The organism is Cupriavidus sp. 05L310, from assembly GCF_056398185.1.
In genome coordinates, this window is record NZ_JBFTOX010000022.1 from 39,044 (window position 1) to 59,467 (window position 20,424).

Below are 20,424 nucleotides of genomic sequence, written 5' to 3' on the forward strand. Positions count from 1 at the left end.
CTCGCCGGCGGCCGCCCGCCTTAATCGATGCTCGCCGCCACGCTGGTGCTCGTGCTGCCGCGCAAGGCGGCTTCCGGCAGGCGCGCCACCAGGAATGGCGCCATCAGCGACACGGCGGCGCTCAGCAGGAACAGGGTGCGGAACGCCGCTTCGGCGGCGGCGCGCACCGCGCCCGCATCGGCCGTATCGCCGCCTGTCATGGCACGGTGGAACATGCTCATGAGGATGTCTTCGCCGCCGCCCAGGTCCGATACGCCCATGCCGCCACGGCGCAACAGCGCGATCAGCACCGTGGTCAGCACCGCCACGCCGACCGCGCCGCCCAGCATGCGCGAGAAGGCGGTCAGCGCCGTGGCCACGCCCACCTGGTGCGCGGGCACGGCGTTCTGGGTGGCCACCAGCCCGCTGGGCAATTGCAGCCCGATGGCCAGCCCGAGCGTCACCATCACCAGCCCGGTCAGCACAACCGCATGCGGATCGACGAACGCCAACGACACGATCGCCAGCGGCGCGACCAGCGAGCCCACCAGTTGCAGCGGCTTGTAGCGGCCACTCCATGACATCAGCCGCCCCGAAAAAAACGCCCCGAACGGGATGGCCAGCGTCAACGGCACCAGCCGCAGCGCGGCCGTGTCAGCCTGCACGCCGCCCACCACCTGGAAGCGCAGCGGCAGCAGCACGGACATGGCGATCAACTGGAAAAAGCACAGGAACAGCGTGATGCAGCAGATCGCGACCGTCGGCACGCGCAGCATGGCCAGCGGGATCATCGGGTCGCTGACCCGCCGCTCCTGCCACACGAACAGCACCATGGCGGCCAGGCCTGCCGCCAGCAGGCCAACGGTCTGCGGCGTCGCGGCCGAATGGCCCTGCCCAAGCCGGGTCAGGAACACCAGCACGCCGGTCAGGCCACCTCCGAACAGCAGCGCGCCAAGGTAATCGATGCGATGGCGGCGCCCGCCCGCCGGCAGGTGCTTGAGCGCGCGGCGGACCACCACCAGCGCGACCAGCGCCAGCGGCAGGTTGATCCAGAAAATCCAGCGCCACGACAGGTAGTGCGCCAGGTAGCCGCCGATCACCGGGCCGGCCATGCTGGCCACGGCCCACACGCCGCTCACGTAACCCTGGTAGCGGCCACGGTCGCGCAGCGGTACCACATCTGCGATGGTGGCTTGCGACACCGAGATCAGGCCGCCGCCGCCCAGCCCTTGCAGGATGCGCGCGACGATCAGCTGCGGCATGGTCTGCGCCAGCGCGCAGAACACCGAGGCCAGCAGGAACAGCACGATGGCAAACGACAGCACCGAGCGCCGCCCCAGCACGTCCGACAGCTTGCCGTAGATCGGCGTCACCACCGTCGAAGCCACCAGGTAGGCCGAAACCACCCACGCCATCTCCTCGAAGCCGTTGAGCTGCAACGCGATCTCAGGCAGCACCACGGCGACGATCGATTGCTCGAGCGCCCCCAGCAGGATGGCCAGCATCAGGCCGAAGATGACCTGCATCACCGGCACCGGCGGCACGGCAGGGAGCCCGGACGCTGCATGGCCGTGGCTGCCAGCCTCCCCCGTGCCGGGGGCCGGGGATGCTGCGGACAGAGAGGGGGAGGATGGCGGGGAGACGGCGGGCATGGGCTGGCGGGAGAGAGAACGCACGGCGAGGGACACGGAGTGCGATGCCGCCGCGAACGGGCGACATCGCTCCTGTCTGTTTTTTGTATACAAGGGCGATATTGTAGGCCTAAGCCTTTCGCCTTGCAGCCGCCGCCGGCAGGCTTGCCGGGCTCCGCGCCAGGACGGCGCGGCAGAACTCAGAAGGATTCCCAGTCGCCATTGGCCACGGCGAGGCCGCCAGCGGCCGGCGTGCGCGCGGCGCGGCGCGGCGCGGGTGCCGCTGCTACGGCGGGCCGGGCCGCGCGCGCGGCCGGCAGCGGCTTGGACACCAGCACGGGTTCGCGCTTCTGGTGCACCACCGGAGCACGGGCCTTGCTGGGCAGCGCAGGGGCGCGGGTAGTGCCGGCCGCGCCGGTGCGCGGTGCCGCCACCGCGGGCCGGGTGGCTGCCTTGGCGCCAGCGGCCGGGGCCGCGGGTGCTGAAGGTGCTGCCTGCACGGCTGGCTTCACCGGTGCGGCGCTGCCGGTCCGGACCGGGCGCGCCGTGCCCTGGCGTGCCGCCGGATGGCTCCTGGCGCCAGCGGAAGGATGTGGCGCCGGACGCGGGGCGGCCGGCGCCACGCGTGCTACCGGTACCGCTTGCGGCACCGGCATGCGCGCCGGTTCCCGTACCGCCTGGCGCGGCTGCGCATGCGCTTCTTCCGGAGCCACCTGGAAGCGGGACACTTCATCCACCAGCCCGGCGGCCTGCTGCTGCAGGCTCTCGGCGGCGGCGGCGGCCTGCTCCACCAGCGCGGCATTCTGCTGCGTCACGCTTTCCATCTGGCTGATGGCGAGGTTGACCTGCTCGATGCCGGACGACTGCTCTTCGCTTGCGGCGGCGATCTCGCCCATGATGTCGGTCACGCGCTTCACCGCCCCGACGATATCGTCCATGGTGCGGCCCGCGTCCTCTACCTGCTTGGCGCCATGGGCCACCTGACCCACCGAGCCACTGATCAGTTGCCCGATTTCCTTGGCTGCCGACGAAGAGCGCTGGGCCAGGCTGCGCACCTCGGCCGCCACCACGCTGAAGCCTCGTCCCTGCTCGCCGGCACGGGCGGCTTCCACCGCTGCGTTCAGTGCCAGGATATTGGTCTGGAAGGCAATCCCCTCGATCACGCCCACGATCTCGGCCACCTTGGCCGACGATTGCGAAATATGCTGCATGGTCTCGACCACGCCACGCACGGCGCGCCCGCCCTCGATCGCCACGCCCGAGGCACTCACCGCCAGTTCGTTGGCATGGCGCGCGTTCGCGGCATTCTGCTTGACCGTGGAGGTCAGCTGCTCCATCGAGGCCGCAGTCTGCTCAAGCGAGGCAGCCTGTTCTTCGGTGCGCTGGGAAAGATCGGTATTGCCGCTGGCGATTTCCCGGGTAGCGCCACCGATGGAGCGGGTCGCGCCCTGGATGCCGTGCACCAGTGCCGCCAACTGGCCAAAAGCGCGCTCCAGCGCGCCCAGCATGCGGCCCATTTCGTCATCGTTCTGCACCTGGATCGCGTACGTCAGGTTGCCGTGCGCCAGCGCCTGTGCCGCTTCCAGCGCATGGCGAGCCGGTCGCGTGATCGAGCGCGTGATGCCAATGCCCAGGGCCGCCGCCAGGGCCACCGCGACGGCGGCCAGGCCCAGCAGCAGGTTGCGGGCCGTCTCATAACTGGCGTTCGCCTCCTGCACGGCAGCCAGCGCAACCTTGCGTCCGGTCTCGGACAGTTCGCTCAGTTTGTCGAAATATGGCGCCTGCGCCGCCGGCAGCGTCGCCACCAGCGCGCTGCGTGCACCATCGAACTCGCCACCCTGCAACTGGCGCAGCACCATGTCGAGCTGGCCGTTATAGGCAGCGCGTGCCTCGGTCAGCCCGCGATACAACTCCCGGGTCTCCGGCCTGCCGGACGTGGACAGCCACTTCCCAAGTTCATCCAGCGTGGTGCCCATTTTCTCGCGCAGCCCCGCGATCTGCTCGGCATTGCGCTTTACCGCGACCGGGTCCTCGTTCATGGTGGCATCCCGCACCAGAATGCCGATCCGCAACGCATCCTGCTTGACGCGCTCGATATCCAGCACCTTGAACAAGCGCCCCTCCACGGTGATGCGCATCGATTCGTTCATGGTGCGCAGGGACGTCATGCCCAGCACCGCCACGGCAACCAGCAGCAACGCCACCAGCGAAAACGCCACCGTCAGGCGCGCCCCAATGCCAAAGCTTCGCAACCAACGCATCTTCCCGGCTCCTTTTATTCTCGTCGCGCGCGCTTTTCCGCGCCCCGGACAGATTTCCGGGACGACGCCGCACCGCGGGCTTAACGGCAGGGAGCGGGGCAAGCTTGAGGGCTAAGTTAAGACATTTCCGAAGAAAACGGAAAATACGGGAACAAAACGAAATATGAGGGGGAAAAGCCCGGCAATTCGAACGATTGGCGGGATGCGACCTGTCGTCTAATGTTAACCAGGCGCTCTGAAGTGCTGCCAGCGGCGCATGCAACCAAAGGCGCACAACAAAACAAGTGGGTACGCAAAAAAAGAAGCCCACGCGCGGGGTGCTCGTAGGCTTTCCAGGACTGCTATGAGCCGAAAGGCTCGTTAGCGAATATAAACCTGCTTACATGAGGTGTAAATCCAATTTCTATCAGGGATAACTCTGATAGAAAAAGTGCTGGCGACGCCATTCAAGTGACGAATGGGCGGCATGGAAAACATCGCAACTGCAGGCCAGGGTCACCTTGCCGCCCGCAAACCTATGCTGAACGGGGGTTGCGGGCGCTGGTGACGTTGGGACTTGCCGCACAAGTGCAAACAAGGCAAACCGCAGCATGTGACGCAAGAGTTTTATTAGAGGAAACCCTCCATCTCAGGTGCGCCCCCCCAACCGTTCCGATTTGTAAAATTTTGTTACTCTCGCGCCTGAAGTACCCCCGTCTTTTCCGGCTGCCCCTACCGCCAACGTTTGCGGGGCAGCATCGGAGCCACCGCCCGGACACACGTCGGGGCCGGACGTGATCCATGCAGCCAGATCCAGCGCCAGCACAGAGAGCGGATATTTCATCCCCCGCCGCACCCAGGCCACGCCGCAGCCCGCCCCAGGCCGTGCTGTAACACCCCTATTGCCCGGGCCCATATATTGGACCCTTGCCAGCCGCCAGAACCCGTGCGGGCTCTTCCGGAGACGTTGTGAACAAGAAGGAAACCAGGATCACCCGTCCGAGCAGGCAACTGCAGCAGCTGCAGTTCTCCACGCTCAGCGCCAGCCACAGCCCTGTCGTCGTACACCTGTCGAGCGGCATTCGCCTGCACGGCGTGATCGTGGCCTCGGACAACTATATGGTGCTGCTGGCGGAATCGCCGCGGGACCCGCAGCCGCAAGTCGTCTACAAGCACGCCATTGCCGTGATCACGCCCGCCCATGCGCCGGAGGCCATGGCGGCGGTGCCCGGGGCGGAGACTTCGCCGGAGTTTGTGAGTTTGTATACGCCACGGACCCGCAAGCGGAGATAACCAGGGAGGGCGCGCCAGCCGGTTGTGCGCACAAGCGGCGCAGCTTTCGTGCGATGGCCCCGCCCGCATCAGCCACCCCCAGAGCCGCTCGGAAGCTATCCGCGAAAAAACTTCTGCACATTGCCCCAAAGATCACACTAAATCTTTTCCCGCCCCGGTCGATAACCCTAACAACGGAGGCACTACACGCACTGCAACGCAGTCAGCCAACGTTACGGCACCCGCCGGACTGCATAAATCACTGCATATAGGAGTCGTACCATGGCGTCAGTCATTAATACCAATTCGTTGTCTCTGATGACTCAGAACAACCTGAATGCATCGCAATCGCAACTGAACACGGCGATTCAACGCCTGTCGTCGGGCCTGCGCATCAACAGCGCCAAGGACGACGCAGCCGGCCTGGCCATTGCCAACCGCTTCACCGCCAACATCAACGGCCTGACCCAAGCCAAGCAAAATGCTAACGACGGCATCTCGCTGGCGCAAACGACTGAAGGCGCGCTGACCGAAGTCACGAACAACCTGCAACGTATCCGTACCCTGTCGGTGCAAGCAGCGACTGGTTCGAATTCGGCAGACGACCTGAAGTCGATCCAGGATGAAATCGGCCAGCGCATGGACGAAATCAACCGCATCTCCACGCAGACCGACTTCAACGGCGTCAAGGTACTGTCTGGCTCGGCAAAGCCCCTGAACATTCAAGTTGGCGCCAGCGACGGCCAGACCATCTCGGTGAATCTGCAGGAAATCAGCACGAAGACGCTGAACATGACCGGCTTCAACGTGTCTGGCACCGGCACGCCGAATACGGCCGCTACCAGCCAGGACCTGCTGGCAGCCGGCTTTACCGCAGGCGCAACGACCAACGGCACCACCGCCTACTCCAAGAATTACACTGGCGCTGACAGCGCCACGCTGGCCAATGTGCTCGGCAAGGTTGCTACTGGTGATACGGTCAACGACGCCGGCATTGCCACCATCGCAAACTACACCTATAACGGCACGGACTTCTCCTTTGCCGACACGGCACGTACTGCCGCGCGCATCTCGAGCGACCTGAAGCCGGCTGCTGGGAACGTTACCAATGTGTCGATCAAAATCGGCAACAATCAAGCGGTTTCCGCCAACATTGACAGCAATGGCATGCTGACCTCGGCCACCAGCGGTAACAAGCTGTTTGTGGACGCTGCAGGCAACCTGACCGAGAACGATCTGGCCGGCACCCTCACGCAGGCGGATATCAACAACGGCGGCGGCGCTGGCGACCTGATCAAGGCAATCGGCACATCGGGTGCAGCCGGTAAGTTGAGCTCAATCACCGTGGGCAACGCGGCCAACGCTCCCAGCTACGCGTTCACTGGCGGCGTTGCGACGGCAAATGCGACTAATCTGCATATCTCGGCGGCAGCCCTGACAACTCAGGTTCAAGCAAGCAACGGCGCCAATGCAATCACTACGGTGCTCGGTGGCGCTACCTACATCACCGCAGCTGGCGGTGCGGTTACGACGGGTGGTAACCCGGTCAATGTTGATATGAACGGCGCGCTTACCACCAACACGGCCGAGAAGCTGTTCGTTCACAGCAACGGCCAGGTGACCGATGGCTCGGCGAACGCGGTATATGAAGACTCGGCGAACGCTGGGAAGTTCACCCTCAACGCTACGAGCGGTAAGACCTCCACCGCCAATCCGCTGGACGTCCTCGACAAGGCCCTGTCGATGGTTGACAAGCTGCGCAGCTCGCTGGGTGCGATCCAGAACCGTCTGGATTCCACCATCGCCAACCTTGGCACGACCATCACCAACCTGTCGTCGTCGCGCTCGCGTATTCAAGACGCTGACTACGCTACGGAAGTGTCCAACATGACCCGCGGCAACATCCTGCAGCAAGCTGGTACCTCGGTACTGGCTCAAGCGAACCAGACCACGCAAGGCGTGCTGTCGCTGCTGCGTTAATGCAGTAACACGAAGCAGCAGGGCCGGGCTACAAGCCCGGCCTTGTGCCGGAGTGTTTTCGCAGGGCCCCTGTGCCCTGCGAAAGCGTTTCGAACCCACCCCCGACAACGGTCATGGCAAATCCGACAAGCTTGATCCCGCCGCTGCCGCTCTCCCCGGCCCTGCCTCCCGCAGGCCGCGATGGCACGCCCTCTGCCTTACCCGCGAGCGATAACAGCGCTGGCACGCAGGCTGGCGCAAACAAACAAGCAGCTCCTGTCATGACCGAAGACGCTGCCATCCAGCACCTGAAGGATTTGTTGCGCACCACCGCATTCAATGTGGAGTTCGAAATCGACCAGGATACCCACCGCGTGATCACCAAGGTAGTGGACAAGGACACCGGCGACGTCATCAGGCAACTGCCCTCTGAAGAGGTCATGCGCATCGCCCACGCCCTGCAAAAGGCGCAAGGCTTGTTCGTACATCAAGAAGCCTGAGACCGGTAGCCGGCTCAGCCCTGTTTAAGTAATTTCCCGGATAAGAACGATATGGCAACCATCTCGAACCTTGGCGTGGGCTCCGGCCTGGACCTGAACACCCTGCTGGACCAGCTCACCACGGCGGAACAGGCACCGCTCACGGCCATCCAGAACCGGGCCACCAGCTATCAGGCGAAGCTGTCGGCCTACGGTCAGGTGCAGAGCATGCTGTCGGCATTCCAGGGGGCGGCTAAGCAACTATCCGATCCGAACTTCTTCAACTCGACGACCGCTACATCGTCCGCCGCCAATGTGCTTGGCGCGGTCGGAAGCACCTCCGCGGTATCGGGCACCTATGCTGTCAACGTGTCGTCCCTGGCACAGTCACAATCACTGGTGTCCGCCGGGCAGGCCAAGCTGACCGATGCGATCGGCACCGGTACCATTCATATCGACTTCGGGACGATCACCGGCGGTACGCTGGACCCGGCGACCGGCAAGTACACCGGTGCAACGTTCGCGGCGAATCCGCCGCCGGCATCCGGCACCAGCGGCTTCGACATCAAGATCGATAGCACCAACAACTCGCTGCAGGGCATCCGCGACGCCATCAACAAGGCCAATGGGGGGGTCACCGCCAGCATCGTCAACGACGGCAGCGGCACGCCATACCGTCTGGTGCTGACGTCCAACGCCACCGGCGCCAATAGCAGCATGCGGATCTCCGTAGCGGAGACTGACGGCGGCACAAAACTGTCTGACCTGGTGAGCTATAGTCCCGGCAAAAACCAGGATCTGACCGGCAATGAAGTGCAGAGCATGCAGCAAACGATCGTTGCCCAGAATGCACAGTTGACCGTCAACAATATTGCAGTCCAGAGCACCAGCAACACCGTGACCGACGCCATCCAGGGTGTCACGCTGTCGCTAACGCAAGGGGGAACCACCACGGTCACGGTGCAACGCGACGTCAAGACTATCCAGACGGCTGTGCAGAGCTTCGTCACCGCCTACAACAATCTGCAAAAGACCGCCGCGAGTCTGTCGAATTACGATCCCACCAGCCAAAGCGCTTCCCCGTTGACCGGCGATGCGACGCTGCGGCTGATTCAGGGCCAGATGCGCGGCATCCTGAACACGCCACAGACGGGTGGCTCCGGCGCGCTCACAGGACTGGCAAACATCGGCGTGACTTTCCAGGTCGATGGCACGATGGCCTTCGATGCCACCAAGCTGACCAGCGCATTGACCAAGGACCCAAATGGTGTAGCCGGCCTGTTCTCCAACGCTAACGGCAAGGACGGCTATGGCAACCAGATCAATAGCCTGGTGACCTCGCTGACCGGCACCAAGGGTACCCTGACGAACGCGACCGATGGCATCACGCAAACGTTGAAGTCGCTTAGCGCTCAATACAGCGAAACACAGACACGCATCAACGCCACCGTGGCGCAATACAAGGCACAGTTCACGAATCTGGACTTGATCATGTCCCAAATGAACAACACCAGCAAATACCTGACCCAACAGTTCAATGCGCTGAACAACTCCAACAGCAGCAAGTAACACAACCCTTACCGAACGTGGGAATCGATCGCCATGTATGCTCGTCACGCCATTAATGCCTATGCCCAAGTCGGTGTCCAGACTGGCGTCATGGATGCCAGCCCCCAGAAGCTGATCGCGATGCTCTACGATGGCGCCCGCACCGCCATTGCCCAGGCGAAGTTCCATATGGCTGCCAGCGATGTGTCGGCCAAGGGCAACGCCATCACCAGGGCCATCAACATCATTGACAACGGCTTGAACGCCGCGCTCGATCACGAGCAAGGCGGTGAGATTTCGGCAGGCCTTGAACAGCTCTATGACTACATGACGCGGCGCCTGTTGCTGGCCAACCTGCGCAACGATCCCGCCCTGCTGACTGAAGTGGACGGCTTGCTCGGGAACCTGGCTTCCGCCTGGTCCGAGATGAGCAACGCCCCCGATGGCGCTACCCCACACCTGTCGCTTGCTACGGAGCGCTGAGATGACCGCATTGAGCCCGATCCTGAATTGCTACCGGGAACTGGAATTGCTTGCCGAGCAGATGCTCGAGCTGGCACGCGCCGGGAACTGGACTGCAATGAACGAACTGCAGCAGGTCTACACCGTCCAGGTGGATCAACTCCGCCGCCTGGACCACAGCGTGCCCATCTCGGATCGCGAACGGATGGACCGGTATCAGCGGCTGGAACGCATACTTGGCTACGACGCTGCCATCCGCAACCTGTTGACACCGGAAATGAACAGGCTGGGCGCGCTGCTGGGCAATGCGCGCCGCCAGCATGATCTGCACCAAGCCTATGGCAGTGTTGCCGCCTGAGGCAACGCTGGCCCGCACGCCCGAAACACCCAGTACGCTCAGAACGCTAAAGGCTGATCGCCATGACCGGCATCCCCATCTCGCCGGACCCGGCAGCCCTCCTGCGCGGCGCAGACCCGCAAGGGCTGCGCAATGCGCTCTCGGTCTCCAAGCTGGAGGCCCTGCTGCCCACCGGCAAGATTGCCCCTGGCGAAAGCCAGACCGCCGGCGGCGGCACGATTCAAGGCCGCGGCGTCGATGCGCTGCAGTCGGATACGGCCGCAGCCGGGCGAAGCGCTCAGACCGGCTCGACGCGCGAAACGCTCAGTTTTGCCGCACGCACCATTCTCGACCTGCTTGACCGTACCGACGCGCAGCCCGCACGGGCCGCGGCCCCAATGCTGCCGTCGCCCGCCGGCGCACCGAATCCGGCCACAGTGCGCGCCGCCCTGGCCGGACTGGTCCAGCACAGCGGCCTCTTCTACGAAAGCCACCTGGCCGAGTGGGTCAGCGGAAACCGTCCTCTGGCCGACGTGCTGAAGGCACCCCAGGCTGCTTTCAATCAACCGAGGCCGGGCGAGCCGCCCCTGGCCGGCAATCCCGCCCCGCAGCAGCCCGTCCAGGCACAGCCGGTGTTGCTGCTGCCGGCGCCGGCGGCTTACACCGCGAGCACGGCGCAACTGGCCGGGGCCACGTTGCCCAACCCTGCGGGAGCAGTTCCAGCAGAGGCCGCGGTTACGGAAGACACCGGGGGCAACCCGGTTCCAGTCAGGCATGGCGCGGCGCACAGCAACGGCACACCGGACAACTCGCCGCCAGCCAGCCTTGCCATTCCGCCGCACGCGCGCGAAGCTGCCCGGATTGCCACGCTGGCAAACCACGCCGCCCAGGCCTACCAGGCGGCGGCCCAGGATGCGAGTGACAGCGGCCGCAGCCATCGTGCCGAGACGCATAGTGTTATGCGCGCCTTCGATAGCAGCGAGGCCGCCAACCACGCGAGCAACAACCCGCAGTCCAGTCCCGTGGTGCACCCCGGCACCGAGGGCACCGTACGCCAGCAGCTGGAGCTGCTGGCCAGCCAGCAGTTCCGCTGGGTTGGCGAAGCCTGGCCGGGCACGCCCATGGACTGGGAAATCCGCCGTGGCGATAAAGACGAAAGCAGTGGCGCGCAGGCTGGCCAGGCCGCCTGGTCGACATGCCTGCTGCTCACCCTGCCATCCCTGGGCACGGTGGAAGCGCGCCTGTGGCTAAACGGCACCGGCCTGGAAGCGCGCGTGGTCACACCGGACTCCGGCGTCGCCAGCCGCCTTAACGACGCGCGCAGCGAACTATCCAGCAATATTTCGGCCAATGGACTCGTATTGATGCGGCTGAACGTGGAGACCGGCGTGCCGGCGAAGCCGGGAAGCGGAGCATGAGCAACGATATGCCGGCCGAACCGGGAAGCACCAACACCTACAGCAGCAATAGCGATGGCAACCCGCAACGCGGCGCCGCGATTGCCCTATCCTACGCGGCCGACGATTCGGCGCCGCGCGTGGTGGCCAAGGGCTACGGCGTGGTGGCGGAGTCCATCATTGCGCGCGCACGCGAATCTGGCGTCTACGTGCACGACTCGCCGGCACTCGTCAGCTTGCTGATGCAAGTCGATCTCGATTCCCATATTCCGCCACAGCTTTATGTCGCCGTAGCGGAACTGCTGGCCTGGCTGTACAGGCTGGAACGAGGAGAGGCCGCCTGAGCGGTGGCCGTTGGCAAGCTCTGGTGCTCCTCCTTAGCATCGCCATTTGCTTCTCATCACCAAAGCAAAAAGGCGGACCGCGCCGGATCTGTATCCGGCTGGTCCGCCTTTCAATTTGCCTGGCGCCGCCACGCCGCCCGTGGGCAGCATGGCAACAGGCGCGCAATAGCGCGCGCCCGACGCTTGCTCAGACAGTCATATTCATCATTTCCTGATAAGCCGCCGTCAGCCGGTTCCGCACCTGCACCCCAGTCTGGAACGACACATTGGCCTTCTGCATATCGATCATCACGTCATTGAGCGCAACGCCGGGCTTGCCCAGTTCAAACGCCTCGGCCTGGCCGTAGGCATGCTCCTGCACGCTGCTGATGCGTGCCAGCGAGCGCTGCAGTTCACCGGCGAAGCTGCCCGGCGAGGCGGCGGACGCAGCGTGGCTTTCCTGCCCGGTGGCGCTCTGGGCCAGTCCGCGCAGTTGCTGCAACATGCCGTCGATGGAAGAGATGGTAGTCATGGCGATCCGCTTGGAACCCGCCCCGCCCAAAGGCCAGCCCTGGCTGTCCGGGGGAAACCGGTTCGAGAAAAAGTCATTAAGGGTTACGCCGGGCATCCTGCCCGGGCCGCTGCCGGCAAACCTGCCGCGATGCGCCGCCAACACCACAAATACCGCATCCGCGCGCGCCGCCAGTGCCAGCCCCCGAAGCCTACCCGCGGCCCCAGCCGGGCCATTGCGCGAATTCGAGTGGAAAACGACGCCTATTCACCGAATTGTCGATACCCGCCTTCGCTGATCATCGATACCGTGCCGAATCTGGGATGCCGCTACCTTTGCGCGCCGGGTCCGGGACCCGAATCTCATCAACTATCGCGGGGAGTACGCGTGTTTTGTCAGCAGCGTGATCTTAGCCATGCCGAAGCCAGGGTTAGCCAGGCATGCCGGGGTGGACAGGGCAGCCAGAGCGGCGCCCGCCATCCGGCCCAGCCGGTCCTGGCCCATGCCGGCCCGGCCATGACGGGGGCGCGCGCATGAACGCCGTGACAGCCCTGTCGAACAAATCCGAGCTGTTCGCGCGTCTAAAGACCAATCCGCGCCTGCCCCTGATGCTGGGTGGCGCGGCTCTTGCCGCGGCCATCGCGGTCGGGGTGCTGTGGTCGCGTGCGCCGGACTACAAGGTTCTCTACAGCAACCTGTCCGAGCGGGACGGCGGTGCCGTCATCGCCTCCCTGCAGCAGATGAACGTGCCGTACAAGTTCGCCGAAGGCGGCGGTGCGGTGATGGTGCCTTCCGAGAAAGTCCACGAGACCCGGCTGCGCCTGGCTTCGCAAGGCCTGCCCAAGAGCGGCACCACCGGCATGGAGCTGATGGATACGCAGAAGTTCGGCATCAGCCAGTTTGCCGAGCAGGTCAATTACCAGCGCGGCCTGGAGGGCGAGCTGGCCCGCTCGATCGAGTCGATCGCCGCGGTGCAGTCGGCGCGCGTGCACCTGGCCATTCCCAAGCCCACGCTGTTCGTGCGCGATCGCCAGAAGCCGACCGCTTCGGTGGTGCTGCAGCTCTATCCGGGCCGTGCCATCGACGACGGCCAGGTGGCCGCGATCGGCCACCTGGTCTCGTCCAGCGTGCCGGAACTCACGCCGAAGTCGATCTCCATCGTCGACCAGCACGGCAACCTGCTGTCGGGCAGCGGCACCAACGAGCGCATGCTCGATGCCGGCCAGATCAAGTACGTGCAGGCGCTGGAGCGCAACTACGCGCAGCGTGTGGAAGCCATCCTGGCGCCGATCCTCGGCCAGGACAATGTGAAGGCGCAAGTCACCGCCGACGTGGATTTCTCCATCGTCGAGCACACCGACGAGTCCTTCAAGCCTAACCAGGACCCCACCCGCGCCGCCATCCGCAGCCAGCAGTCCAGCGAATCGAGCCAGCAAGGCGCGGCGCCGGTCGGCGGCGTGCCGGGCGCGCTGTCCAACCAGCCGCCCGCGCCGGCCACGGCACCGATCGCCACGGCCCAGCCGCCGCGGCCGGGGCAGCCGAACCAGCTAGGACAGCAGCCGGGACAGCAAGGCCAGCAGGCTCAGCCCGGCCAGGCCCAGGCCGGCGCCACCGCCACGGCCCAGACCGGCCCAAGCAGCAGCCGCCACGACGCCACCACCAACTACGAACTCGACCGCACCGTGCGCCATGTGCAGCAAGCACCGGGCGGCGTGAAGCGCCTGTCGGTGGCGGTGGTGGTGAACTACCGCCAGAAGGCCGGCGCCAACGGCAAGATCGTGTCCGAAGCCCTGCCCGCCGCGCAGCTTGCCCAGATCGAGAACCTGACCAAGGAAGCGATGGGCTTCTCGGCCGACCGGGGCGACTCGCTCAACGTGGTCAACAGCCCGTTCACCGCGGATACCGACATCAAGCCGGAACTGCCGCTGTGGAAGCAGCCCGAGATGATCGCGCTGGCCAAGACCGGTGCGGGTTACCTGCTGCTGGCCCTGCTGGCGCTGTTCGTGTGGTTCAAGGTGGCACGCCCGGTGCTGCGCAAGTACACCGCGCCGCCGCTGCCACCGCCACAGGAAAAAACCGACAGCAACGAAGCCATCTTGCTGCCGCCTGAAGAGCCGGCCAATCCGGAAGTCCTGCGGCTCGCCGCTAAATATGAAAGCGATCTCGCCCTGGTGCGTGACGCCGCGCAACGCGACCCGCGCCTGGTTGCCAGTGTGATCAAGAACTGGATGTCAAGCGATGACCGATGAAGGATTGCAGAAGAGCGCCATCCTGATGATGTCGCTCGGTGAAGATGCCGCAGCGGAAGTATTCAAGCACCTCGGCCCGCGCGAGGTGCAGAGCCTGGGCGCGGCGATGGCCACGCTCAACTCGGTGACGCGCGAGCAGATGTCCTCGGTGCTGGCCGAGTTCCGCGCGGAAACCGAACAGTACCTCGCGCTCAACGTCGATTCGAGCGCCTTTATCCGCAGCGTGCTGAACAAGGCGCTGGGCGAGGAACGCGCGCTGTCGGTGATCGAGGACATCCTCGAATCGCGCGACCCGGGCGCCGGCATCGATTCGCTGAACTGGATGGATTCCACCTCGGTGGCCGAACTGATCCGCGACGAACACCCGCAGATCATCGCCACCATCCTGATTCACCTGGACCGGCAGAAGTCGTCCGAGATCGTCGGCATGTTCACCGAGCGCCTGCGCCAGGACGTGATCCTGCGGATCGCCACCTTCGGCGGTGTGCAGCCGGGGGCGCTGCAGGAGCTGACCGACGTGCTGACCAAGCTGCTGGCGGGCCAGAGCCTCAAGCGCAGCCGCATGGGCGGCGTACGCACGGCGGCCGAGATCATCAACCTGATGAGCACGGCCCACGAAGAAGCGGTGATCGAAGGCGTGCGCCTGCACGACGCCGACCTCGCGCAGAAGATCATCGACGAAATGTTCCTGTTCGAGAACCTGCTCGAAGTGGACGACCGCGGCATCCAGCGGGTGCTCAAGGAAGTGGCCACGGAATCGCTCATCGTCGCGCTCAAGGGCGCGCCGGTGGAACTGCGCGACAAGTTCATCCGCAATATGTCGACCCGCGCCGGCGAAATGCTGCGCGAAGACCTCGAAGCGCTGGGCCCGGTACGGGTCTCGCAGGTCGAGGCCGAACAGAAGAACATCCTCCAGGTGGTAAGACGCCTGGCCGAAGCCGGCGAAGTTGTAATCGGTGGTGGCGACGATGCCTACGTCTGAACGTGCCCTGCGCCAGTTCCGCGACCTTGCCGCGGACAGCGACTACGTCGAAACACGCGGCGACCAGCGCGGCAACGCCGGCGGGCGCCGCGGCGCGGGCAACCGCGCCACGCCACGGGAGACCGGCTTCGAGAGCTTTGCCGCGCCGGCGGACCGCAGCGAGCAAAAGAACGGCTGGCAGCGCTGGCAGATGGTGTCGCTGGATCCACGCAAGGCCGAGCCGGAGCCGACCGAGTTCCTGCCCTTCGAGCCGGCGCCGCCGCCGATCGACTTTGCCGCGCTCGACGCCATGCGCGAAGGCGCGCGCAAGGAAGGCTACGCCCAGGGCTATACCCAGGGCCAGACCCAGGGCTACGGCGACGGCCACCGCGAAGGTTATGCGCGCGGCCTCGAAGGCGCCCGCAGCGAAGCCTCCCACCTGCAACAACTCGCCGCGACCTTCAGCCACGCGCTTGGACGCGTGGACGAAGAAGTGGCCCAGACCCTGATCGCCCTGGCGCTGGATGTGGCGCGCCAGCTCGTGCAGCAGGCCGTGCTGGCGGATCCCGCCATCCTGTTGCCCGCGGTGCGCGAACTGCTGGCGGCCGAGCCGGCGCTGTCGGGCTCGCCCTGCCTGCTGCTCAATCCGGACGACGTCGCGCTGGTGGAAACCCACCTGGCCGGCGAGCTGCAAGCCGCCGGCTGGAGCGTGCGCGCCGACCCGGCGGTGGCGCGCGGCGGCTGCGTGGCGAGCGCCGCCAGCGGCGAGCTCGATGCCACGCTGTCCACGCGCTGGAGCCGCGTGGTCAAGGCGCTTGGGCGCGACGACCCGTGGGAGCCGCCCCATGCCTGATAGCGCGGCCCGTAAGGACTTCACTACGGACTTCACGGCGGACTCCACCGCGGACTTCACCGCTGCCGGCGTGCCGGGCCTGCATGGCCAGCGCTGGCGCGACGCGCTCACCGCGGCCTCGGCCGGCATTGCCGAGATCGACAGCAAGCGCAGTTGCGGCCGCCTCACCCGCGCCGCCGGCCTGGTGCTGGAAGCCGTGGGCCTGCGCCTGCCGGTGGGCAGCGACTGCCTGATCGAACTGCCCGGCGGCCAGATGTCCGGCAAGCCCTCCGGCCCGCGCCTGGCCGAGGCGGAAGTGGTCGGCTTCGGCGCCGACCGGCTTTACCTGATGCCGCAGTCCGACGTGGTGGGCCTGGTGCCCGGCGCGCGCGTCTATCCGCTCGAACCCACGCCATTGCCCAGCGGCGACACCACCCCGCGCGAACCGGGCTCGAAACGCCTGCCCGTGGGTGAAGGCCTGCTCGGGCGCGTGCTCGATGCGGCCGGGCGTCCGCTGGACGGGCTAGGCCCCATCACCGCGGCCACCGAGGTCACGCTTGGCGGCACGCAGATCAACCCGCTGTCGCGCGCACCCATCGAAACCGTGCTGGACGTGGGCGTACGCGCCATCAACGGCATGCTTACCGTGGGCCGCGGGCAGCGCATGGGCTTGTTCGCCGGCTCCGGTGTGGGCAAGAGCGTGTTGCTGGGCATGATGGCGCGCTACACCAGCGCCGAAGTGATCGTGGTCGGCCTGATCGGCGAGCGCGGCCGCGAAGTGAAAGACTTCATCGAGAACATCCTGGGACCGGAGGGGCGCGCGCGCTCCGTGGTGGTGGCCGCGCCGGCCGACACCTCGCCGCTGCTGCGCATGCAGGGCGCCTCCTATGCCACGCGCCTGGCCGAGTATTTCCGCGACCAGGGCCGCCATGTGCTGCTGATCATGGACTCGCTCACGCGCTATGCGATGGCCCAGCGCGAGATCGCGCTGGCCATCGGAGAGCCGCCCGCCACCAAGGGCTATCCGCCCTCGGTGTTCGCCAAGCTGCCCACCCTGGTGGAGCGCACCGGCAACGGCCCCGAAGGCGGCGGCTCGATCACCGCCTTCTACACGGTGCTGACCGAGGGCGATGACCAGCAGGACCCGATCGCGGATTCCGCGCGCGCCATTCTCGACGGCCATATCGTGCTGTCGCGCAGCCTGGCGGAATCCGGCCACTACCCTGCCATCGACGTGGAGGCCTCGATCAGCCGTGCCATGACGGCGCTGATCGAGCCGCCGCAGTTTGCCTCGGTGCGGCGCTTCAAGCAGCTGATGTCGCGCTACCAGCGCAACCGCGACCTGATCAGCGTGGGCGCCTATGTGCCGGGCAACGATCCGGAACTGGATCTCGCCATCCACCTGCATCCGCAGATGGAAGCATTCCTTCAGCAGGACATCCACGAGCGCGCCGGCTACGGCGACTCGATCGGCCAGTTGCATAGTCTCTTCCAACGGAGTGAACATGGCTAAGCCATCTGCATTGAATACCTTGGCCGACCTGGCCCTGAACGATACGGATGCCGCCGCGCGCGAGCTGGGCCGGCTGCAAGGCCTGCGCAACCAGGCGGAGCAGCAACTGGCCGCGCTCACCCAGTACCGGCAGGAATACCGCGAGCGCATGCAGGCCATCGCGCAAGACGGCATGACCTCCACGCGCTGGCAGGACTTTGCGCAGTTCCTGGCCTCGCTCGATACCGCCATTCGCCAGCAGACGGAATCGCTGGCCAGGGCCGAGGCGCAGTTGCTCGCCGGGCGCGCCAACTGGCAGCAGCACAAACGCCGCCAGAACTCATTCGACACCCTGATTACCCGCGCGGAGACGCGCGAACACCTAGCCGGCACGCGTCGCGAACAACGCGACACCGACGAATACGCCGCCCGCGCGGCCCGCCTGCAAGTCGCGGGCCGCCACCGCTAAGCCGCCCAGCAAGACCGAATCCCAACATGATCGATATCAGCCAGATTGTCAGCAATGCCGCCAGCACGGCGGCCTCCTCGCGCAACGCCAACAACGCCGGCAGCGCCGATGCGAAGCCGCAGGGGTTCGGCGATGCGCTGGCGCGCGCCCGCAGCGAGGACCGCACCAGCAGCAACCAGAGCGCCGGCAGCAATCAATGCGCCGACAGTGTCCCTGCCCGCGCCGACGCAAACGGCAAGGACGGCGCCGCCGCCGACAACGGTCCTGCCCAAGCCACGCAAGCCGCGCAAGGCAACGCGGTAGCTGCCAAGCCGCCGCGCCGCCAGGACAAGGAAGACGAGCAGGGCCAGGAAGTCGCGGCGGACCCCGCCGCCACTTCCGCCGCCGCTGCGCTTGCCGCCCTGCTGGCGCCACAAGCGGCCCAGCCTGCCACGCCGGCGGCCAACGGCGCGCAAACTGCCGCGGCCGGACTGCCCGGCACGGCTGCCCTGGCCACCCAGGCCGGCCTGAAGGACCTGAAGGCCCCCGCCCTGGCCACCACCGCAGCCACCACGCCCGACGCCGCCGCACCGGCAAGCTCGGCGGCAGCCGATACGCTGGCCACCATCGCCTCCCAGCGCGCCGCGCTGCAGCCCGCGCCGCAAACCCCGGCCAGCACCCAGGCCGCGGCCACGGACAAGCCGGCTGCCACGCCGGCCGGCGACGCTGCCAAGGCCAGCCCGGACCTGGCCGCCAGCCTCGCGGCTGCAATGGCGGGCCAGCAAGCCGGCAAGGGACAGTCCGGCGCCGGGCAGCAGGACACCGCCGGCCAGCCGTACAAGGCCCAGCTCCAGCTTGGTGAAGCCAGCAAGGACAGCAAGCCTCAGGTTGCCGCCACCGCCGCGCCAGCCAACCCGATGCAACTGGCCGCAGCCACGCGCGCCGCCGAGCCGGCCAGCACGGAAGCCGCGCCCGCCGGCGTGACCGCTACGCCGATGATGGCCGCCAGCACCATGGCCGCGAGCCAGGCGCCCACCGCCGGCGGCCTGTCGCCAGCCACCTCGCTGCCGATCGCCCCGCCGGTAGGCGACGGCCAGTGGCCGCAAGCGCTCGGCCAGCAGATGGTGCGCCTGTCGACCCAGGGCAACCACACCGCCGAGCTGCAGCTCAACCCGCCCGATCTCGGCCCGCTCAAGGTCGTGCTCAACGTCGTCAACGACCACGCCCAGGCCCAGTTCGTCTCGCCCCACGCGGCCGTGCGTGCCGCGGTCGAAGCAGCGCTGCCGCAGTTGCGCACCGCGCTGGCGGACAACGGCATCCAGCTTGGCCAGACCTCGGTCGGCGCCGACAGCTTTGCCGGCCAGGCCGGCAACGGTCAGCAGCAACAGCAACGCCAGCCCGGCAGCCCGCAAAGCGGCTTCGGCACGCTGGCAGGCGCCACCACGGCGCCTGTCAATGCCGGCCCCGCCGCGCCGGTGGCACGCACCCTCGCGCGCGGCGAGGTCGACACCTTCGCCTGACCGGACGCGAGCGACGGGGGCTGCGGCGCCTATGCCGCAACCCCCGCAGCAGCCACGCGCGTTCGCGCTTACCATGTCGTTTTAGCGCAGGGCTGCAGCGCCCGCCCGCCAGAACGCCATGACCTTTGACCTGTTCGATTCCCTGCCGCAAGACGCACCCCATGCCGAGCCGATCGTGCCCGGCGCGGTGGTATTGCGCGGCTTCGCGCGCGAGCATGACCAGAACCTGCTGGACGCCGTGCGCGGCATTGCCGCGCAAGCGCCATGGCGCCACCTCATCACGCCGGGCGGCCTGCGCATGTCGGTGGCCATGACCAACTGCGGCCCGTTTGGCTGGGTCTCGGATCTCACAGGCTACCGCTACGAAGCGGCCGATCCACTTAGCGGCCAGCCATGGCCGGCCATGCCGGCGGCGTTCCTGTCCCTGGCGCGCGAAGCCGCCGCCACTGCCGGCTTTGCGGATTTCGTGCCGGACGCCTGCCTGCTCAACCGTTACGCGCCCGGCACCCGCCTCTCCCTGCACCAGGACCGCGACGAGCTCGACCTGCGCGCGCCGATCGTCTCGGTTTCGCTCGGCCTGCCCGCCATATTCCTGTTCGGCGGCCTGCGGCGCGCCGAGCGCCCGCTACGCGTGCGGCTGGCGCATGGCGACCTGGTGGTTTGGGGCGGCCCAGCGCGCCTGGCGTTCCATGGCATCGCGCCGCTGGCGGACGGCGACCACGCGCTGCTGGGGCGCGAGCGGATCAACCTGACCTTCCGCAAGACACGCTAGCGGGCGACGCGG

General features: G+C 66.5%; 18 protein-coding genes. 15 read left to right on the top strand and 3 right to left on the bottom strand.

The window, feature by feature from the left end:
* Nucleotides 1-20 precede the first annotated feature (20 nt).
* A complete protein-coding gene (locus tag AC1DS6_RS17445; protein ID WP_477102847.1) occupies nucleotides 21-1,505 on the bottom strand; it encodes an MDR family MFS transporter in 1,485 nt (494 codons plus the stop codon).
* Between the two features lie 305 nt (nucleotides 1,506-1,810).
* The gene (locus AC1DS6_RS17450) at nucleotides 1,811-3,871 is read right to left on the bottom strand and encodes a methyl-accepting chemotaxis protein (protein ID WP_477102804.1); all 2,061 of its coding nucleotides are present in this window, start codon (nucleotides 3,869-3,871) and stop codon (nucleotides 1,811-1,813) included.
* A gap of 948 nt (nucleotides 3,872-4,819) precedes the next feature.
* Here AC1DS6_RS17450 and AC1DS6_RS17455 point away from each other — a divergent pair.
* The 8 genes from AC1DS6_RS17455 (at nucleotide 4,820) to AC1DS6_RS17490 (ending at nucleotide 11,648) form a co-directional block, all read left to right on the top strand.
* Complete coding sequence (locus tag AC1DS6_RS17455; RefSeq protein WP_441636470.1) at nucleotides 4,820-5,143, top strand: RNA chaperone Hfq; 324 nt, start codon at nucleotides 4,820-4,822, stop codon at nucleotides 5,141-5,143.
* Nucleotides 5,144-5,404: 261 nt separating this feature from the next.
* Nucleotides 5,405-7,102: a flagellin N-terminal helical domain-containing protein gene (locus AC1DS6_RS17460; RefSeq protein WP_441636472.1), complete on the top strand. Its 1,698-nt coding sequence runs from the start codon at nucleotides 5,405-5,407 to the stop codon at nucleotides 7,100-7,102.
* 113 nt (nucleotides 7,103-7,215) lie between these two features.
* Nucleotides 7,216-7,581, top strand: coding sequence for a flagellar protein FlaG (locus AC1DS6_RS17465; RefSeq protein ID WP_477102805.1), 366 nt, complete (start codon nucleotides 7,216-7,218; stop codon nucleotides 7,579-7,581).
* Nucleotides 7,582-7,632: 51 nt separating this feature from the next.
* Nucleotides 7,633-9,129: a flagellar filament capping protein FliD gene (gene fliD, locus AC1DS6_RS17470; RefSeq protein WP_477102806.1), complete on the top strand. Its 1,497-nt coding sequence runs from the start codon at nucleotides 7,633-7,635 to the stop codon at nucleotides 9,127-9,129.
* A 33-nt stretch (nucleotides 9,130-9,162) separates the two neighbouring features.
* Nucleotides 9,163-9,591 (top strand): flagellar export chaperone FliS, encoded by a 429-nt coding sequence (gene fliS / locus AC1DS6_RS17475; RefSeq protein WP_477102807.1) that lies wholly within the window; start codon nucleotides 9,163-9,165, stop codon nucleotides 9,589-9,591.
* A 1-nt stretch (nucleotide 9,592) separates the two neighbouring features.
* Complete coding sequence (locus tag AC1DS6_RS17480; protein ID WP_477102808.1) at nucleotides 9,593-9,928, top strand: flagellar protein FliT; 336 nt, start codon at nucleotides 9,593-9,595, stop codon at nucleotides 9,926-9,928.
* Between the two features lie 62 nt (nucleotides 9,929-9,990).
* A complete protein-coding gene (gene fliK, locus AC1DS6_RS17485; RefSeq protein WP_477102809.1) occupies nucleotides 9,991-11,325 on the top strand; it encodes a flagellar hook-length control protein FliK in 1,335 nt (444 codons plus the stop codon).
* Between the two features lie 8 nt (nucleotides 11,326-11,333).
* Complete coding sequence (locus AC1DS6_RS17490) at nucleotides 11,334-11,648, top strand: EscU/YscU/HrcU family type III secretion system export apparatus switch protein (protein ID WP_441636491.1); 315 nt, start codon at nucleotides 11,334-11,336, stop codon at nucleotides 11,646-11,648.
* A gap of 187 nt (nucleotides 11,649-11,835) precedes the next feature.
* On the opposite strand, the gene fliE is transcribed toward AC1DS6_RS17490, so the two are convergent.
* Nucleotides 11,836-12,159 (bottom strand): flagellar hook-basal body complex protein FliE, encoded by a 324-nt coding sequence (gene fliE / locus AC1DS6_RS17495; RefSeq protein WP_477102810.1) that lies wholly within the window; start codon nucleotides 12,157-12,159, stop codon nucleotides 11,836-11,838.
* Between the two features lie 512 nt (nucleotides 12,160-12,671).
* Between fliE and fliF the strand changes: the two genes are divergently transcribed.
* From fliF to alkB, 7 genes are all read left to right on the top strand, one after another.
* Complete coding sequence (fliF, locus tag AC1DS6_RS17500) at nucleotides 12,672-14,387, top strand: flagellar basal-body MS-ring/collar protein FliF (protein ID WP_477102811.1); 1,716 nt, start codon at nucleotides 12,672-12,674, stop codon at nucleotides 14,385-14,387.
* A complete protein-coding gene (gene fliG, locus AC1DS6_RS17505; RefSeq protein ID WP_035865826.1) occupies nucleotides 14,377-15,369 on the top strand; it encodes a flagellar motor switch protein FliG in 993 nt (330 codons plus the stop codon). The genes fliF and fliG overlap by 11 nt, the downstream gene beginning before the upstream one ends.
* Nucleotides 15,356-16,201, top strand: coding sequence for a flagellar assembly protein FliH (gene fliH / locus AC1DS6_RS17510; RefSeq protein ID WP_477102812.1), 846 nt, complete (start codon nucleotides 15,356-15,358; stop codon nucleotides 16,199-16,201). The genes fliG and fliH overlap by 14 nt, the downstream gene beginning before the upstream one ends.
* Nucleotides 16,194-17,693 carry a flagellar protein export ATPase FliI gene (gene fliI, locus AC1DS6_RS17515; protein ID WP_477102813.1) on the top strand — a complete coding sequence of 500 codons (1,500 nt, stop codon included), beginning with the start codon at nucleotides 16,194-16,196 and terminating at the stop codon, nucleotides 17,691-17,693. Before fliH ends, fliI begins: the two co-directional genes overlap by 8 nt.
* Complete coding sequence (gene fliJ / locus AC1DS6_RS17520; protein ID WP_477102814.1) at nucleotides 17,686-18,141, top strand: flagellar export protein FliJ; 456 nt, start codon at nucleotides 17,686-17,688, stop codon at nucleotides 18,139-18,141. Before fliI ends, fliJ begins: the two co-directional genes overlap by 8 nt.
* 26 nt (nucleotides 18,142-18,167) lie before the next feature.
* Entirely contained in the window at nucleotides 18,168-19,640 is a 1,473-nt protein-coding gene (locus tag AC1DS6_RS17525; RefSeq protein ID WP_477102815.1) for a flagellar hook-length control protein FliK, read from the top strand.
* Between the two features lie 118 nt (nucleotides 19,641-19,758).
* Nucleotides 19,759-20,412, top strand: a complete 654-nt coding sequence (gene alkB / locus AC1DS6_RS17530; RefSeq protein ID WP_477102816.1) for a DNA oxidative demethylase AlkB — start codon at nucleotides 19,759-19,761, stop codon at nucleotides 20,410-20,412.
* Nucleotides 20,413-20,424 lie beyond the last annotated feature (12 nt).

What these genes read in the sequence shown, in the direction of transcription:
- AC1DS6_RS17445 (WP_477102847.1), bottom strand. Translation starts at nt 1,505, where the DNA reads ATGCAGGTCATCTTCGGCCTGATGCTGGCCATCCTGCTGGGGGCGCTC.
- AC1DS6_RS17450 (WP_477102804.1), bottom strand. Translation starts at nt 3,871, where the DNA reads ATGCGTTGGTTGCGAAGCTTTGGCATTGGGGCGCGCCTGACGGTGGCG.
- AC1DS6_RS17460 (WP_441636472.1), top strand. Translation starts at nt 5,405, where the DNA reads ATGGCGTCAGTCATTAATACCAATTCGTTGTCTCTGATGACTCAGAAC.
- AC1DS6_RS17465 (WP_477102805.1), top strand. Translation starts at nt 7,216, where the DNA reads ATGGCAAATCCGACAAGCTTGATCCCGCCGCTGCCGCTCTCCCCGGCC.
- fliD (WP_477102806.1), top strand. Translation starts at nt 7,633, where the DNA reads ATGGCAACCATCTCGAACCTTGGCGTGGGCTCCGGCCTGGACCTGAAC.
- fliS (WP_477102807.1), top strand. Translation starts at nt 9,163, where the DNA reads ATGTATGCTCGTCACGCCATTAATGCCTATGCCCAAGTCGGTGTCCAG.
- AC1DS6_RS17480 (WP_477102808.1), top strand. Translation starts at nt 9,593, where the DNA reads ATGACCGCATTGAGCCCGATCCTGAATTGCTACCGGGAACTGGAATTG.
- fliK (WP_477102809.1), top strand. Translation starts at nt 9,991, where the DNA reads ATGACCGGCATCCCCATCTCGCCGGACCCGGCAGCCCTCCTGCGCGGC.
- AC1DS6_RS17490 (WP_441636491.1), top strand. Translation starts at nt 11,334, where the DNA reads ATGCCGGCCGAACCGGGAAGCACCAACACCTACAGCAGCAATAGCGAT.
- fliE (WP_477102810.1), bottom strand. Translation starts at nt 12,159, where the DNA reads ATGACTACCATCTCTTCCATCGACGGCATGTTGCAGCAACTGCGCGGA.
- fliF (WP_477102811.1), top strand. Translation starts at nt 12,672, where the DNA reads ATGAACGCCGTGACAGCCCTGTCGAACAAATCCGAGCTGTTCGCGCGT.
- fliG (WP_035865826.1), top strand. Translation starts at nt 14,377, where the DNA reads ATGACCGATGAAGGATTGCAGAAGAGCGCCATCCTGATGATGTCGCTC.
- fliH (WP_477102812.1), top strand. Translation starts at nt 15,356, where the DNA reads ATGCCTACGTCTGAACGTGCCCTGCGCCAGTTCCGCGACCTTGCCGCG.
- fliI (WP_477102813.1), top strand. Translation starts at nt 16,194, where the DNA reads ATGCCTGATAGCGCGGCCCGTAAGGACTTCACTACGGACTTCACGGCG.
- fliJ (WP_477102814.1), top strand. Translation starts at nt 17,686, where the DNA reads ATGGCTAAGCCATCTGCATTGAATACCTTGGCCGACCTGGCCCTGAAC.
- AC1DS6_RS17525 (WP_477102815.1), top strand. Translation starts at nt 18,168, where the DNA reads ATGATCGATATCAGCCAGATTGTCAGCAATGCCGCCAGCACGGCGGCC.
- alkB (WP_477102816.1), top strand. Translation starts at nt 19,759, where the DNA reads ATGACCTTTGACCTGTTCGATTCCCTGCCGCAAGACGCACCCCATGCC.